Below are 13,141 nucleotides of genomic sequence, written 5' to 3' on the forward strand. Positions count from 1 at the left end.
AAACGCTTCGCCATGCGCCGACTCGTCCTTCCGTTCGCCGCCGCCCTGATCGCCGGCTCCATCGCCGCTGCCCACGCCACGCCGGGCGGGCCCGCTGTCTCGCCGGTGTCGCCCGTGCCCGCTGCCGCGATCGTCCCGCCCGCAACGGTCGCGCCGGCCGCCCAGGAGCCGCCGGTCAACCCGGGCAGCAGCGTCGTGCTGCGCGCGTTTCGATCGGCATCCCTGAAGCGCGACTGGTCGTACACGGTCTACCTGCCGCCCGGCTACAACCCGGAAGGCGCGCGCTATCCGGTGCTGTACCTGCTGCACGGCAATGCCGGCAACGCGAACGACTGGATCACGCAGGGCCGGCTGCAGGCCACCGCCGACACGCTGATCGAGCGCCGCGAGATTCCGCCCGTCGTGATCGTGATGCCGCAAGGCGGCACCGACTGGTACGTCGATCGCAAGGAGAAGATGCAGAGCGCGTTCCTGAACGACCTGCTGCCGGAAGTCGAAGCGCACTTCGCGGTGTCGAACCAGCGCGCGGGCCGCGCGATCGGCGGCGTGTCGATGGGCGGCTTCGGCGCGCTGCGATTCTCGCTGCTCGAACCGGGCCTGTTCTGCGGTGCGATGCTGCTGAGCCCCGCGATCTACGCGAACGAGCCGCCGCTCAATTCCGCCGCGCGCTATGTCGGCGTGTTCGGCGACCGGCAGTTCGATCCGCGCGTGTGGCACGAACTGAACTACCCGGCACTGATGCGCGGCTATTTCGCGCGCAACTGGCGCGTGCCGATGTTCATCGCGGCCGGTGACGACGACCTGACGATCCAGGCCGAATCGAGCGTGCTGTACACGCAACTGCGCCGCGCGCAGAACCCGGCCGAGCTGCGCGTCGTCGACGGCGGGCATACGTGGGAAGTATGGCGCGGGCTGCTCGGACAGGGGTTGAAGTACGCACTGGAGTGCGTGAAGTAACGAGACCGGACGACGCGTCGGGCTCCGCTTCGCCGCGGCACACTGCGCGTATCGGCGCTCGCACCGGATCACGCGCCTCGGTCACCGTTTCGCGACATCGAGCCGATCCAGGCGCGATGCGCGACGGGGGGCCGACTACGCGTGATGGCCATACAGGCCGACCGGCCCGCACAAGCGCGGCCGGAAAGCCACGCCGGCGCGCGGGAAATAGCGGCGCGCGCGGCGAGACCCGTGGTCCGCCGCGGTACGATGTCGCTTCAACCGGCGCACGGCGAATCCACCGCGCACCCGCCGCCTCTTTCCTCATCCCAACCCGCAGGGAATCAAGCCATGTCTGTCTCGAAGCAGTTCGCCGCCGTCACGGGCGCCGGCTCCGGCATCGGTCGTGCCGCGGCGATCGCGCTCGCCAACGCCGGATTTGCCGTCGCGCTGATCGGACGCAAGGAAGCATCGTTGCGTGAAACGAAAGAGGCGATCGTCGCCGCCCACGGCGACGCGCACACGTTTCCGGCCGACGTCACCGACGAAGCGTCGGTCGAGCATGCGTTCGCGCAGATCGCGCAGCGGTTCGGGCGGCTGGACGTCCTCTTCAACAACGCGGGCCGCAACGCGCCGGCCGTGCCGCTCGACGAATACGACGTCGGCGTGTGGAACGACGTCGTCGCGACGAACCTGACGGGCGTCTTTCTGTGCGCGCGGGCGGCATGGCGCGTGATGAAGGCGCAAACGCCGCAGGGTGGCCGGATCATCAACAACGGCTCGATCTCCGCCTATACGCCGCGCCCGAACACGATCGCGTACACGGCCACCAAGCATGCGGTGGCCGGCATCACCAAGTCGCTCGCGCTCGACGGCCGTGCGTACAACATCGCCTGCAGCCAGATCGACATCGGCAACGCGGCGACGTCGCTGACGGACCGGATGACGGAAGGCGTGCTGCAGGCGGACGGACGCACGGCGCCCGAAGCACGGATGGACGTCACGCATGTCGCGAACGCGGTGGTTCAGATGGCGACTCTTCCGCTCGATACGAACATCCTGAACATGACGATCATGGCGACCACGATGCCATTCGTGGGCCGCGGATAGGTCGAGTCGCCGCCCCTTTTTCGGCGCGCCGGGCCCGCGATGTCGGTCACGCCGCCCGGTGCCCCACGAAATCGTCCTTGACAAGTTGCGAGTCGCAACTAATATGACTTGCGACTCGCAACTTTCCGTCGGACTGGTCATGGACCTCATCGATATTCCCGCAAAGCCTCGCGATGCAACGATCCTCGAGCTTCGCGATTTTTCCCGCAAGCTGGTTCGCGAACTGGGTTTCATGCGTGCGACATTGGCCGATAGCGATCTGGCGCCGTCAGCGGTTCACGCCGTTCTCGAAATAGGAATGGCGCCCGGCATCAACGCAAAGGATCTGGGCAGCATCCTGCGTCTGGATAAATCAAACACGAGCAGGCAGCTTTCCCGGCTCGAAACGGCCGGCTTCGTGACGCGCCGCATCTCGCCCGACGATGCGCGTGCGACAGAGTTGTACCTGACGGACGACGGGCAAAAACTTCGCGAAAAGATCGACCGGTTTGCGACACGTCAGGTGTCGAATGCTTTACGCCGGATGGCTCCGGCGGACCAGCAGACCCTTGTCCGCGCCCTCGCGCTTTATAGCGATGCGCTCGCGCAAGACAACGTCTCCGGGGTGTCGATACCGAAACCGGACGCCGCGCGGATTGTCGACGGCTACCAACCCGGCTGTATCGGCGACATCGCAAGCCTTCACGCGCGGTTCTATTCGGAACACTGGGGGTTTGGCGCTTTCTTCGAGAAAAAGGTTGCCACCGAACTCGCGGAATTTGCCGGCACCCTGCCAGCCGCAGGCAAGGCTCTGTGGCTCCACGCCGAGAACGGCCGCGCGCTCGCCTCTGTCGCAATAGACGGGAATCACGCCACGGGAGTCGCGCATTTGCGATGGTTCATCGTCGACGACGTATTGCGCGGTTCCGGTATCGGGCGGCAACTGATGACGCGCGCCATGCATTTCGTCGACGCGCAGCAGTTCGGCGAGACCTACCTGTGGACGTTCAAGGGGCTGGATTCGGCACGTCACCTGTACGAATCGTTCGGCTTTACGCTGACCAGCGAATCGGAGGGCGCGCAATGGGGAACCCACGTCATCGAGCAGCGCTTCAGCCGGCGCCGGCCAAGTCAGTAAGTCGCCGCAGGTTTCATCGATCGTGATAGATCGCGAGCCAGACGCTCGGCTCGTCAGGATGCGTCCACGCGACACGATGCCGGCAATGCGGTTCGATCAGCACGTAGTCGCCGGGGCGCATGTCGTGCAGCGTCGCGTCCGCCTCGAATTCGAGCACCGCCGCGCCCGACAGCAGCACCACCCATTCGGCGCGCGAATCGTCGTACCAGAACCCGTCGGGACTCGTGTGCCCCATCGACACGATCCGCTCGACGTTCAGGCGCGCGCCGGTGACGAGCACATCGACGCGCTCGTCTTCGCCGCGCGCTCCCTCGATGCTGAACAGGTTGCCGGTTTGGCGTTGCATGGTTCAACTCCGGGTCGGCCTTCGGCTGAAGGCGAATGACGCCCACTGTAGCGCGAAGGCCGGTATCGCGGCGAACTTGTTGACGAGTCCCGGCAAGGCCGGCACTCGCACGGCTGCGGCGGGCGCGAGGCAATTTCCATGCTGCCCACGCGCCGGCGTGTCGTACCGCGCGTCATGCCGGCGACTGAAACGCGGCGACCTTGTTCCGGCCGGTCGCCTTCGCGTAGTACAGCGCCTCGTCGGCAGCCTTGATCACGCTGCCGGCCGCCTCATCGTGCTCGGGCGTCCAGCTCGCGAGGCCGATACTGGCCGTGACACGCCCATGCTCGCTGCCGGCGTGCTCGAGCGCCAGTTCGTCGATCGCCGCACGGATTCGTTCGGCGATCTGAGCCGCGCCTGTCTCGGGTGTGTCGGGGAGCAGCACGACGAATTCCTCCCCGCCGTAGCGGGCCGCGGTATCGGACGGCCGCCGGATGTTGTCGCCGATGCAGCGCGCCACCGCAGCCAGCGCGTCGTCGCTCGCCTGATGGCCGTAGGTATCGTTGTAGGCCTTGAAGCGGTCGACATCGACGAACAACAGCGAGAACACCGATCGCGCCCGCCGTGCGCGACGCCATTCGCGATCCAGCACTTCCGCGAAGCTGCGGCGATTGTTCAGGCCGGTGAGCCCATCGGTGCGGGCGAGCAACACGAGTTCCGACTCGGCGCGTATCCGGCGCCGGAGTTGCGTGCCGAGCATGAAGGACACCGCGATGAACGCGGCGCCGAACGTCGCCACCAGCGCACCGATCGTCACGGCCCGGTGCCGCCAAGCCGCAAAGATATCCTGCTCCGCTTCGGCGACCATGATCATCAACGGCAGCTTCGGCAGATGCCTGAAATAGTAGAGCCGGCGCACGCCGTCGAGCGACGCGGTTTCCGAGAACACACCCTCCCGCGCCGTCTGGAACCGCTTGAAGGTCGCGGCGTGGCTGATGTCGCGGCCGATGGTGCGGACGTCGTACGGTTGACGCATCACCATGACGCCATCGCTGCCGATCAGCGACATCGAACCATGTTGCCCGAGTGACAGGCCCGCGAACAGCTGGTGGAAATACTCGAGGTTGACCGCAATGAGCACGATGCCGGCAAACGAGCCGTCCGGGTTCGAGATCCGCCGCGTAAGCCCGATGCTGAGCGCGCCGCCGCGCAAGCGCGACGGATAGGGGTCGCTCACGTAGAGTCCAGCATCCGGATTGTCACGATGGACGGTGAAGTACTTGCGATCGGCGAAATTGCCTTGGCGCGGCTGGTCGTTGGCCGAATCGAGGATGATGTTGCCGCCGGCATCGAGTACCAGCATCGAACCGAGAAATTGTGCCGTCATCGCGTTATCGAACAGCACGGCGCGCCGCACGCTCGCGGGCACGGCCATCAGGTCGTGACGCTGCAGCCCCGCGATCACCGCCTGCAGCGACAGGTCGTAGAGTTCGAAATTGCGTTCGATGTCGCGCTCGGCGATCAACCCGAGATTGCGGGAGGTTTCGCTGGCCCGCTCGAGCGCGTCGTTGCGGCTCTGGAACAGCTGCAGCACGCACAGTCCCATGAGCGCGCAGGCGACCACGATGCCGATCACGACGATAGTATAGGGTGCCGCCGACCGGGATCGCATGTGTCTCCTTGGTGACCGCGCTCGTGCGCAGGCGCGCGACGCGATTACGTCATACTAAAAAACACGCGGCGGCATATCAAGAGGGGGATACGCCGGCCGCGGCGCGACATCGGGTGTCGATGCCGTTTCCTTTTACACACGACCGTCACACATCCGGATCCGGAATCCTCGCCGACTGAATCACGACCAGCGTATCCCCCGCCTCGATCCGGCACGGCGGATCCTCGTAGAACGAATGGATCTTCCCGCAGCGATCGAGCCCGACGACGATCGCGCCCGGCACGACGTTCGTCATGCAGCCGATCTCGTGCGGCAATGCATCGCGCTCAAGCAGCGTCGCCCGCCCACGCGTCGACAGCATGTCGTTCACGAACGGCACGATATAGCGGCTATGCACCGCATCCGCGAGCAGCAGCGCGCCGATCTTCGTCGACGACACGATCACGTCCGCACCCGCCTGCCGCAACTGCCGCTGATACAGGTTCTCCTGGATCCGTACGACGATCTTCGTCTCGGGCGCGATGCTGCGCACCGACAGCGTCAGCAGGATCGCGGTCGGGTCGTCGGTCACCGAGATGATCACCGCCTTCGCCGCGCGCACCTGCGCCTGCTGCAGCAGATCCTCGTGCGCGGGATCGCCGAGCAGCCCCGTCACGCCGAGCGACGTCGCGGCCTCGAGCGCCTGCTGCTGCGCATCGATCACGATGATCGTCGACGGATCGACGCCGCTTTCGAGCAGCTCGCGCACGGCGATCGACCCCGACAGGCCGTAGCCGCACACGACGATGTGATCGGACAGTTGCTTCTGCAAGCGTTTCATGCGGAATTCCTCGATGACGCGCTGGATCACGAACTGATATGCCGTGCCCAGGAAGATGAACCAGATGCCGATGCGAATCGGCACGATGAAGAACGCATCGATCAGCCGCGCACGCGCCGTGACCGGCACGATGTCGCCGTAGCCGACCGTCGCGACCGTGACCATCGTGAAGTACACGAGATCGGCCACGTTCATCGGCGTGCTCTTGGTCGAATCGCGCAGGCCGTCGCGATCGAGATACAGCACGAGAAACGCGAGCATGCACAGCACCACGACCGCGCCGAGACGAAACAGCAGCGTGCGCCGCGGCGACGTCGCGGGACGCGTGAACAGCGTGCGCGCACGCGGCGCCTGCCACGGATCGCGGACACGACGCAGGCGTGAGCGCAACGAGCGGCGCTTGTCGGTGGGCGTTGCCAACGGGGAATCTCCTGAAGGATGCGGGCTCGATTCTACGACGGGAACAAGCGAGCCCGTCCGCACCGGCCGTCCGCTACCGGCCGTCCGCAACCGGCCGTCCGCAACCGGCCGTCCGCTACAACATGCTGCGCGGCCGGACCATCGTCCCGTCGGCGAAACGCCGCGCACGGAACGCCGACAGGTCGAGCGACGGCTCGCCCGTGTCGATCCATTCGGCCAGCAGTCGCCCGACGATCGGCCCCATCGCGAAGCCGTGCCCGCAGAAGCCGGTCGCGATCGCGAGCCCGGACGGCGTGCCGGGCGCGTCGATCACCGGAATCCCGTCCGGCAGCACGTCGATCAGGCCGGCCCAGGCCTCGACGATCTGCGCATCCTTCAGCGCGGGGAAGATCGCCTTCAGCTTCGCGAGCGCGCGCGGCGCATGCGCGCGATTCGGCCGCGGCTGCGGATCACGTGGCTCGATCGGCCCGCCTCCGCCGCCGATGCGCGCAAAGGCATCGCGCCACGCGGCCGCATTCAGATGCAGCCGGAATTTCTCGCGCTGCGACCAGAATTCCGGCCAGAACAGGCTCAAGCCACGCAGGTGGCCGAGCGTCAGGTCGACGTCGACCTGCATGTCGTCGGCGAGATTGATCGCGCCGTTGCTGCGCTGCCGAATGCCGAGGCCGTGCCCCCAGATCGTCGACGCGGACACCTCCGGCAGCACGTTGGTGCGCATGCAGGTGCCGCGCACGGCCTGCTGCGGCAGCCGGATGCCGACGCCGTCGAGCAGCCGGAAGCTGGTCGCGCCGGCTGCGCAGATCACGCGCCGCGTGCGGATCGTGCCGCGCTCGGTCACGACGCCGACGACCGCGCCGCCGGCCGTCTCGATCGCCGTCACGCCGCAGCCTTCGAAGAAACGTGCACCGGCTTGCGTCGCGCGCGCCGCGAACGCGGCGGCCACGCGGCGCGGCTCGGCTTGCCCGTCGGTCGACGTATACAGGCCGCCGAGCGTACGTGCTTGCGTCGACAGGCCGGTCACGCGCGCATCGATTTCCGCACGCGTCAGCGTGCGCGTGTCGAGCCCGTGTTCGTGCGCAACGGCAAGCCATGCCTGGAACGACGTCCAGTCGTCGTCGTTGTCCGCCATATAGAGGCAACCGCCCTGCCGCCATTCGAGGTCGAAGCCGAGCGCCTGCTCGAGCCCTTCCCAGATCCGCATGCCGGCCATCATCAGCGGCACTTCGGCGGACTCGCGGCCCTGCTGCCGCACGAAGCCCCACGCGCGCGTCGATTGCTGGCCGGCGATGCGCGACTTGTCGAGCACGACGGCCTTCAGGCCGCGCAGGCCGAGGTAGTACGCGGCCGCGCAACCCATGATGCCGGCGCCGGCGATCACGATGTCGGCTTCGGCCGGAAACGCCGTGTCGGCGCGCGTCAATGTGTCATGCAGCGGATAGGTTGTCGTCATTGTTCTCTGTTGGCGTCGATGCGTAGGGCGCATCCATCGACGTTCGCGATGGCGGGCGCGGGCTCAAGCTGTCAGGTTCCGGACGGGAATGGCGAACGTGCGGGAAGGTCGATGAACGGTATCCGCCGGCCGCGGCCCCCGCCGCCGGTCAGGGTCGCCCATCGGCCGTCCCCGTTTTTTCGCCTTGACGGCGCTATGTTACCGCGCGATAAACTGTATATCCATACAGTATTTCTGCTGTAGAAATGATCCTCCCCCCATTCGATCCTCCGAAGCTGAACGACCTCACCGAATGGTGGACGCAGTGCACCTATGCAGACGTCCAGCGGCTGATACTCGAAGTGCAGCACCTGCGCCTGACGCTGTGGGAATTGAAGGCGCACGCAGCGGATGCATCGCGCCGGATCCGCGTGCTCGATCCGGCCATGCTCGCGCACGGCTCCGCGCTTCGGCGGCTCGGCTATCTGCTCGACAAGGAAATCGAGCGCGCGAATCCGATTGGCCGTACGCGCGATGTCTATGCACCGTTTTCAGATGAGTGGCGCGCCCGCGAAGCGCTGCGCCGTGCATTGCGGGCGCAACCCGAGCCTGCGGAAGCAGGCACGTGCCCGCGCGCGATTCCGGAATTTCAGCGCGTTACCTGGGCCGAGCTTCGCGACCGCTGGCGTCACCTGAGCGACAAGCAATCGAGCCGGCAGAACATCGAGCAACGCATGGTGCTCGAGATCGCGCGCCAGCGATCGGTGATCCTCGCACGGGCGAGGAAACTCGTCGATGCCGCGATTGCCGAAGCGGCGGCAGAAGGAAAGCAGTTGTTCGCGCTCGATCAACTCAAGCGGCTGCTGTCCGTCGAGCGGGAGGACGGCGAGCCGTTCACGTACATGCCGGCGTAAGGCGATTGGTCAGTACTTCTCAAAACATGGGAAATACGCTGCTCGCCATGTGATCGAGGACCTTACGTCGCCTTGCCGACCGATACCTGATCGAAGGGGGAAGCCGAGGTCGATCTGGAAGGACGACATGCGCGGCTCGCGCCGGGATGATCCCGGGCAATCGGCGTCAGTGAGATCGGTATGAATAGCCCATCCGTGCGCCTGTCGCACGGTCGAACGGCTGAAGCCGCGCAAGCTGCTCGAGCGACATCGCGACGACTTCGAGCACATGCCGGGCGATTTCATCGTCCGCCATACCGGCGTTGACGTACTGGTCGATACTCATCGTCCGGGGCGGATGGTTGCCCGCTTCGTCGTCGACGATGAAGATCCTGGCGGTACGACGCTCCAGCGACAACACGACCTGGACAGTTTTACCGTGAACGGCGGTCTGCATGCACAAGCTGGTCATTCGCAGCCTCCCATTGCGTGGTCTTCAAACGATCGCCGAACGATACCCCACAGTTTGAGGAATTAATCTACAAACTTCCCCGAGTATTGACAACCATCAGAAATGAATAAGGGCTGGTCGCCCGCTCACCCCGCGGGCCGTCGATCGGCACGACGATACAGACGTCGCAACGATGCGAAGGCAAACGCGCGATGGAGCAATGGCGAACGACACGCTACGCGTAGCGGCTCAACCACTCCTCGGAGAATTTTTTCGCGTAGGCGACGGCTTCGGCTTCGGTATCGAATTCGCCCAGCTTGCGGAATGCCGCCTCGCGGCTGAAACCGGTCTTCGTGACCTCGACCTGGGCGGCGTACTTGCCGTCCTCCGTCACGCGCGGCTCGCAGTTCATCTCGTACCCGCGCATCACAAATTTCTTCTGCATCGCTTCAACACTATTTTGAGACGGGGGAATCGTAGCATGGGGCTCCGCCGCGTTCATGCCCTCTCCCGAAAAGGCATCCGCGTCGGGTTCACTAGAGTAAACCATCAAACGAACCGGATATCAGTGCGGTTCCGGCCGAACCGACGCGCGCTGTCATGTAAAAATTTGTCGCCGCCGCGGCGGCAGGATGCCGCAGTCCGGGCGACGGATGCGCCCTGCCGTGGTGCATTCTGCCGGCGGCGCAGGGCAATTATGTGCCGCCCTGCGAGGAATCCTGTCCCGACGCCTCGGGATCGGCACCTGAAGATTGTGAACGGGCCAACGGCGCGCGGTGCAGCGCTCCTCGCCATGCGTAACGTCATGACACACCTTTCACAGAAACGCACCTTTCGCGACATGGAATGGCAGTCGTTTTGCGGTAAAGTTATCTTTTCCGCGCGTGGCCGGTCGGCTCGCCCCTGGACGTCGTCAAGACTGTCCGCCGAGACTGCCGCAAGGCGTCGTTCTGAACGTCACGATCCGTTCCCGTAGCATGACCACTGAAGCAATCACCACGGATTCCCTCGCGGTTGCCGAGCGCGTGCGCGAGCTGATGACCCGCAACGGCATCGGCAAGCGCCAGCAAACCACCGAGCTGTGCCGCATCCTCGACCTGAGCTTTTCGCAGGGGCACCGCAAACTGCGCGGCAGCAGCCCCTGGACGCTCGCGCAAATCAAGAAAGTCGCCGAAGCCTACGGCGAGCCCGCCGCTCAACTGTTCGGCGCGCAGACGCTCGACCCCGGCATGGTCGGCGCCTATTCGCAGGAGGCCGTTCTTTACGCCGGCGTCGCCGAAATTCCGTGCACCGCCTGGATCGGCGCGCCGCTCGAAGCCGGCGCGCGCCCCGAGTTCGTCGCGTACGAACAGAACGGCCGTTGGCGCGTGCTGCGCCATACGGGCGTGCTGTACCAGAACGCGTACGACGTGCACAAGATCGAGATCTATCCGCGCCGCGCGGAGAGCGACAAGCTCGTCGTCGCGGTGATCGATCCCGATCGCGTCAGCGCGACCGAGCTGTGCCGCTATCTCGAGCGGCAGGGGTTCGCGACGGCCGCGTTCGACGGCCTCGCGCCGTTCGTCGACGCGCTGCAGGGCCAGGCGTTCGACGCGGTCGTCACCGAATGGCTGTTCGACGACAGCACGGCCGCCACCGCGATCAAGGCGGTGCGCACGTCCGACAATCCGGGCGCGCCGATCTTCGTGCTGACGGGCGACCTGCTCACGGGCCGCGCGAGCGAAGCGGACATCAGCGAAGTGATCCGCGCGTTCGACGTCGTCTGCTACGAAAAACCCGCGCGCATGGCGATCCTCAGCGCCGATCTCGCGAAGCGGCTCGCTCGCGGGTAATTCCCGCACGCCGCCTACCTCTTTCGCACGGCCGCCGCCCGTGCGGCGCGGCGGTCGTGAACAGGTTCCTCAGTACAATAGCCGGACCCTGTTCACGACCGGCATCCGCCGCCCGACTTCATGGCCCGCCTCATTCCCGACGACTGGAAAAGCCTCGCCGCCACCGGTGCGGCCGAACGCGAGCGCGAGACGCTTGCCGCCCTCGAACACGCGCTGCCGGACAGCTACACGGTCTATCACGGCGTGCACTGGACGCGGGCCGACCAGGGTTTCTCGGTGTTCGGCGAAGCGGCGTTCGTCGTCGTGAGCCCGGCCGGCCGCGTGCTGCTGATCGAGCAGAAGGCCGGCTTCCTGCGCGAAACGCCGAAAGGGCTCGTGAAGGTCTACCTGCAGAAGGAGCGCAACGTCCCGATCCAGCTCGCGCGCACGCAGGAGACGCTGCACCGGCGCCTGACCGCCGCGCTCGGCGCGGGCGTCTACGGGGTCGACGCGCTGCTGTACTGCCCCGACTACTCGATCCGCGACACGGCGATCGCCGGCGTCGCGGCCGACCGGATCGTCGACGCGTCGCGCAAGGCGCAGCTCGCGCAGGCGATCCTGCAGATCCTGCCCGAGCACGACGAACCGTTGCCGAACGCGGCGAAGCTGCATCACTTCCTCGCGGACGAGCTGGCGCTCACGCCCGATACGAGCGCGCTCGTCGGGCAGGCCGGCACGCTCGTCACGCGGCTGTCGGGCGGGCTTGCCGCGTGGGCGCGCCAGCTCGAGTTCACGCCGTTCCGCTTGCGCGTGACGGGCACCGCCGGTTCGGGCAAGACGCAGCTCGCGGTGCAGGTGATGCGCGACGCGGTCGCGGCCGGCAAGCGCGTGCTCTACGTGTGCTTCAACCGGCCGCTCGCCGACTACATCGCGCGCATCGCGCCGCCTGGCGCGAAGATCGCGAACTACCATCAGCTGTGCGACTGGGTGGCCCGCGACGGCGGCTATACACCCGACTTCGACGCGCCCGGCGCGTTCGAGCGGCTCGAGGCACGCTTCGCGGAGGCGCCGATTCCGGCGCGCTGGCGCTTCGATGTGCTGATCGTCGACGAGGGACAGGATTTCCACGCGCCGTGGGCGGCGACACTGGAGCGCCTGCTGGTGCCGGACGGCGCATGGTGGTGGCTGGAAGATCCGCTGCAGAACCTCTATCTGCGCGAGCCCGTCGCGCTGCCCGGCTGGGTCACGCTGAAGGCGCTGACGAACTACCGCAGCCCGCGCGACCTGCTCGAATTCGTGCGCGACGTCGTCGGCCGCGTCGAGCCGCTCGCGGCCGAACTGCGGTCGGGCAGCCCGTTCGACGGTTCCGATCCGTCGGTGTCGTCATACGGGGAAGACGGCGCGTCGGGCGACGCGCTCGCCGAAGCGTGCATCGACGCGACCAAGCGCGCGATCACGCACGCGCTTTCGCTCGGCTTCCGCAAGCAGGACATCGCGGTGCTTTCGTATCGCGGCCGCGAAAGCTCGGCGCTCGCACGGCTCGACCAGCTCGGCCCGCACCGGGTCAAGCGCTTCACCGGCAAGTACGACCTGTTCGGCAACCCTGAATATCGCGAAGGCGACGTGCTGCTCGATTCGATCTACCGCTTCAAGGGGCAATCGGCGCCGTGCGTGATCCTCACCGAGATCGACTTCGACTCGCTCGATGCGCGCGCGGCCCGCAAGCTGTTCGTCGGGGCGACGCGCGCGACGATGAAGCTGCTGCTCGTCGCGTCGGCGCGGGCGGCCGCGCAGCTCACGGGCGATTGACGCGGCAGGACGGCTCTTCGACCGCGCGGACGATCTTCCGCATAATGCTCGTTGAAACAATCCGGCACATTTCTTTCTGCCTGCTAGCCTCATCCACTCGCCTTTCGGCCTGTTCCGGCCACACCTGATGGTTCATCCGCTTGCAGCCTGCCATTACGATACAAGGCCATTCGTTGCAGACGGAATATTTGATGGCCGACGTCAAGAAGCAGCCCTACTACAAGCCGCAAAAAGGGTTGTTCGGATCGGAGTTGAAGGAATACAAGGGAGTGGTGGTCTCAAGAATCAAGTGCAACGTTTAGCCAATCCGGCGGCAGCCAATTCCATCGCCATAGCCTCTTCAGGGGT

General features: G+C 66.1%; 13 protein-coding genes. 7 read left to right on the forward strand and 6 right to left on the reverse strand.

All coding sequences use genetic code 11. The features are described from left to right. The first annotated feature begins 12 nt into the window (after window positions 1–12). The 3 genes from DIE06_RS14860 (at window position 13) to DIE06_RS14870 (ending at window position 3,163) form a co-directional block, all read left to right on the forward strand. Window positions 13–957 (forward strand): esterase family protein, encoded by a 945-nt coding sequence (locus DIE06_RS14860; RefSeq protein WP_124662056.1) that lies wholly within the window; start codon window positions 13–15, stop codon window positions 955–957. Window positions 958–1,287: 330 nt separating this feature from the next. Continuing rightward, window positions 1,288–2,046, forward strand: coding sequence for an SDR family oxidoreductase (locus DIE06_RS14865; RefSeq protein WP_124662057.1), 759 nt, complete (start codon window positions 1,288–1,290; stop codon window positions 2,044–2,046). 139 nt (window positions 2,047–2,185) lie between these two features. Further along, window positions 2,186–3,163, forward strand: a complete 978-nt coding sequence (locus tag DIE06_RS14870) for a helix-turn-helix domain-containing GNAT family N-acetyltransferase (protein WP_124662058.1) — start codon at window positions 2,186–2,188, stop codon at window positions 3,161–3,163. Window positions 3,164–3,176: 13 nt separating this feature from the next. On the opposite strand, the gene DIE06_RS14875 is transcribed toward DIE06_RS14870, so the two are convergent. The 4 genes from DIE06_RS14875 to DIE06_RS14890 all read right to left on the reverse strand — a co-directional run bounded on the left by DIE06_RS14875 (window position 3,177) and on the right by DIE06_RS14890 (window position 7,850). Continuing rightward, complete coding sequence (locus DIE06_RS14875) at window positions 3,177–3,509, reverse strand: cupin domain-containing protein (RefSeq protein WP_124662059.1); 333 nt, start codon at window positions 3,507–3,509, stop codon at window positions 3,177–3,179. A 172-nt stretch (window positions 3,510–3,681) separates the two neighbouring features. After that, window positions 3,682–5,160: a sensor domain-containing diguanylate cyclase gene (locus DIE06_RS14880; RefSeq protein WP_124662060.1), complete on the reverse strand. Its 1,479-nt coding sequence runs from the start codon at window positions 5,158–5,160 to the stop codon at window positions 3,682–3,684. A gap of 145 nt (window positions 5,161–5,305) precedes the next feature. Further along, window positions 5,306–6,400 (reverse strand): TrkA family potassium uptake protein, encoded by a 1,095-nt coding sequence (locus DIE06_RS14885; protein ID WP_124662061.1) that lies wholly within the window; start codon window positions 6,398–6,400, stop codon window positions 5,306–5,308. Between the two features lie 115 nt (window positions 6,401–6,515). Continuing rightward, the gene (locus DIE06_RS14890) at window positions 6,516–7,850 is read right to left on the reverse strand and encodes an FAD-binding oxidoreductase (RefSeq protein ID WP_124662062.1); all 1,335 of its coding nucleotides are present in this window, start codon (window positions 7,848–7,850) and stop codon (window positions 6,516–6,518) included. 245 nt (window positions 7,851–8,095) lie between these two features. On the opposite strand from DIE06_RS14890, the gene DIE06_RS14895 reads away from it, so the two are divergent. After that, window positions 8,096–8,743, forward strand: a complete 648-nt coding sequence (locus DIE06_RS14895) for a hypothetical protein (protein ID WP_124662063.1) — start codon at window positions 8,096–8,098, stop codon at window positions 8,741–8,743. 166 nt (window positions 8,744–8,909) lie between these two features. On the opposite strand, the gene DIE06_RS14900 is transcribed toward DIE06_RS14895, so the two are convergent. Further along, window positions 8,910–9,194 (reverse strand): hypothetical protein, encoded by a 285-nt coding sequence (locus DIE06_RS14900; protein WP_124662064.1) that lies wholly within the window; start codon window positions 9,192–9,194, stop codon window positions 8,910–8,912. Between the two features lie 214 nt (window positions 9,195–9,408). Further along, entirely contained in the window at window positions 9,409–9,618 is a 210-nt protein-coding gene (locus DIE06_RS14905; protein ID WP_124662073.1) for a hypothetical protein, read from the reverse strand. Window positions 9,619–10,150: 532 nt separating this feature from the next. Here DIE06_RS14905 and DIE06_RS14910 point away from each other — a divergent pair. The 3 genes from DIE06_RS14910 to DIE06_RS38685 all read left to right on the forward strand — a co-directional run. Then, on the forward strand, window positions 10,151–11,005 hold the full coding sequence (locus tag DIE06_RS14910; RefSeq protein WP_059464640.1) for a helix-turn-helix domain-containing protein: 855 nt from the start codon (window positions 10,151–10,153) through the stop codon (window positions 11,003–11,005). A gap of 120 nt (window positions 11,006–11,125) precedes the next feature. After that, complete coding sequence (locus tag DIE06_RS14915; protein ID WP_124662065.1) at window positions 11,126–12,793, forward strand: ATP-dependent helicase; 1,668 nt, start codon at window positions 11,126–11,128, stop codon at window positions 12,791–12,793. Between the two features lie 127 nt (window positions 12,794–12,920). Beyond that, a partial coding sequence (locus tag DIE06_RS38685) for a hypothetical protein (RefSeq protein ID WP_221624052.1) occupies window positions 12,921–13,141 on the forward strand: 221 nt, incomplete at its 3' end.

The organism is Burkholderia sp. Bp8998 (assembly GCF_003854235.1).
In the GTDB taxonomy this organism is placed as follows: Bacteria; Pseudomonadota; Gammaproteobacteria; order Burkholderiales; family Burkholderiaceae; genus Burkholderia.

Coding starts and splice junctions, on each gene's coding strand:
- DIE06_RS14860 (WP_124662056.1), top strand. CDS start 13: ATGCGCCGACTCGTCCTTCCGTTCGCCGCCGCCCTGATCGCCGGCTCC.
- DIE06_RS14865 (WP_124662057.1), top strand. CDS start 1,288: ATGTCTGTCTCGAAGCAGTTCGCCGCCGTCACGGGCGCCGGCTCCGGC.
- DIE06_RS14870 (WP_124662058.1), top strand. CDS start 2,186: ATGGACCTCATCGATATTCCCGCAAAGCCTCGCGATGCAACGATCCTC.
- DIE06_RS14875 (WP_124662059.1), bottom strand. CDS start 3,509: ATGCAACGCCAAACCGGCAACCTGTTCAGCATCGAGGGAGCGCGCGGC.
- DIE06_RS14880 (WP_124662060.1), bottom strand. CDS start 5,160: ATGCGATCCCGGTCGGCGGCACCCTATACTATCGTCGTGATCGGCATC.
- DIE06_RS14890 (WP_124662062.1), bottom strand. CDS start 7,850: ATGACGACAACCTATCCGCTGCATGACACATTGACGCGCGCCGACACG.
- DIE06_RS14895 (WP_124662063.1), top strand. CDS start 8,096: ATGATCCTCCCCCCATTCGATCCTCCGAAGCTGAACGACCTCACCGAA.
- DIE06_RS14900 (WP_124662064.1), bottom strand. CDS start 9,194: ATGACCAGCTTGTGCATGCAGACCGCCGTTCACGGTAAAACTGTCCAG.
- DIE06_RS14905 (WP_124662073.1), bottom strand. CDS start 9,618: ATGCAGAAGAAATTTGTGATGCGCGGGTACGAGATGAACTGCGAGCCG.
- DIE06_RS14910 (WP_059464640.1), top strand. CDS start 10,151: ATGACCACTGAAGCAATCACCACGGATTCCCTCGCGGTTGCCGAGCGC.
- DIE06_RS14915 (WP_124662065.1), top strand. CDS start 11,126: ATGGCCCGCCTCATTCCCGACGACTGGAAAAGCCTCGCCGCCACCGGT.